Origin of the sequence: Ligilactobacillus agilis DSM 20509 (genome assembly GCF_001436215.1) — a bacterium.
GTDB classification, from domain to species: Bacteria; Bacillota; Bacilli; order Lactobacillales; family Lactobacillaceae; genus Ligilactobacillus; species Ligilactobacillus agilis.
The window spans coordinates 1-434 of record NZ_AYYP01000041.1 but is presented as its reverse complement, the minus strand read 5'-3'; the positions used below and the strand labels follow the sequence as shown (position 1 = coordinate 434).

Annotated in this window: 1 protein-coding gene; it reads left to right on the top strand. The window is 37.8% G+C overall.

The features are described from left to right. A partial coding sequence (locus tag FC14_RS05340) for a transposase (protein WP_156655751.1) occupies nucleotides 1–434 on the top strand: 434 nt, incomplete at both ends.

Here is a 434-nt window from a genome sequence, read left to right as displayed (position 1 = left end):
CGAGATTTAACCTGGTTACAAAAACCAATCGCCTTTAATCGACCTCAAGTAGATTTGCAACGTAATCGCGATTGGTCTTATTTAAGTAACGGTCAATTATCAATTAACACCCTTAACGGTCGAGTTAAAGTTAACCCGATTTGTCACGGTTTTGACCAATACTTTGATGGTACTTGGAAGTTTGGCTTAGCTAAATTAATTAAAACTGGTGGTAAGTGGTATTTACACATTTCAGCTACTAAAACTGTAGCTAATTTTGATAACCAAACTGTAAAGCACGTAGTTGGTATTGACCGTGGTTTACGCTTTTTAGCTACTACTTATGACGAACAAGGTCAAACCGCCTTCTTTGACGGTAAGATAGTGATGCGTAAACGCGCTAAGTATCAAAAGTTACGGGCCAAATTACAAGCTAAAGGCACTAAATCAGCTAA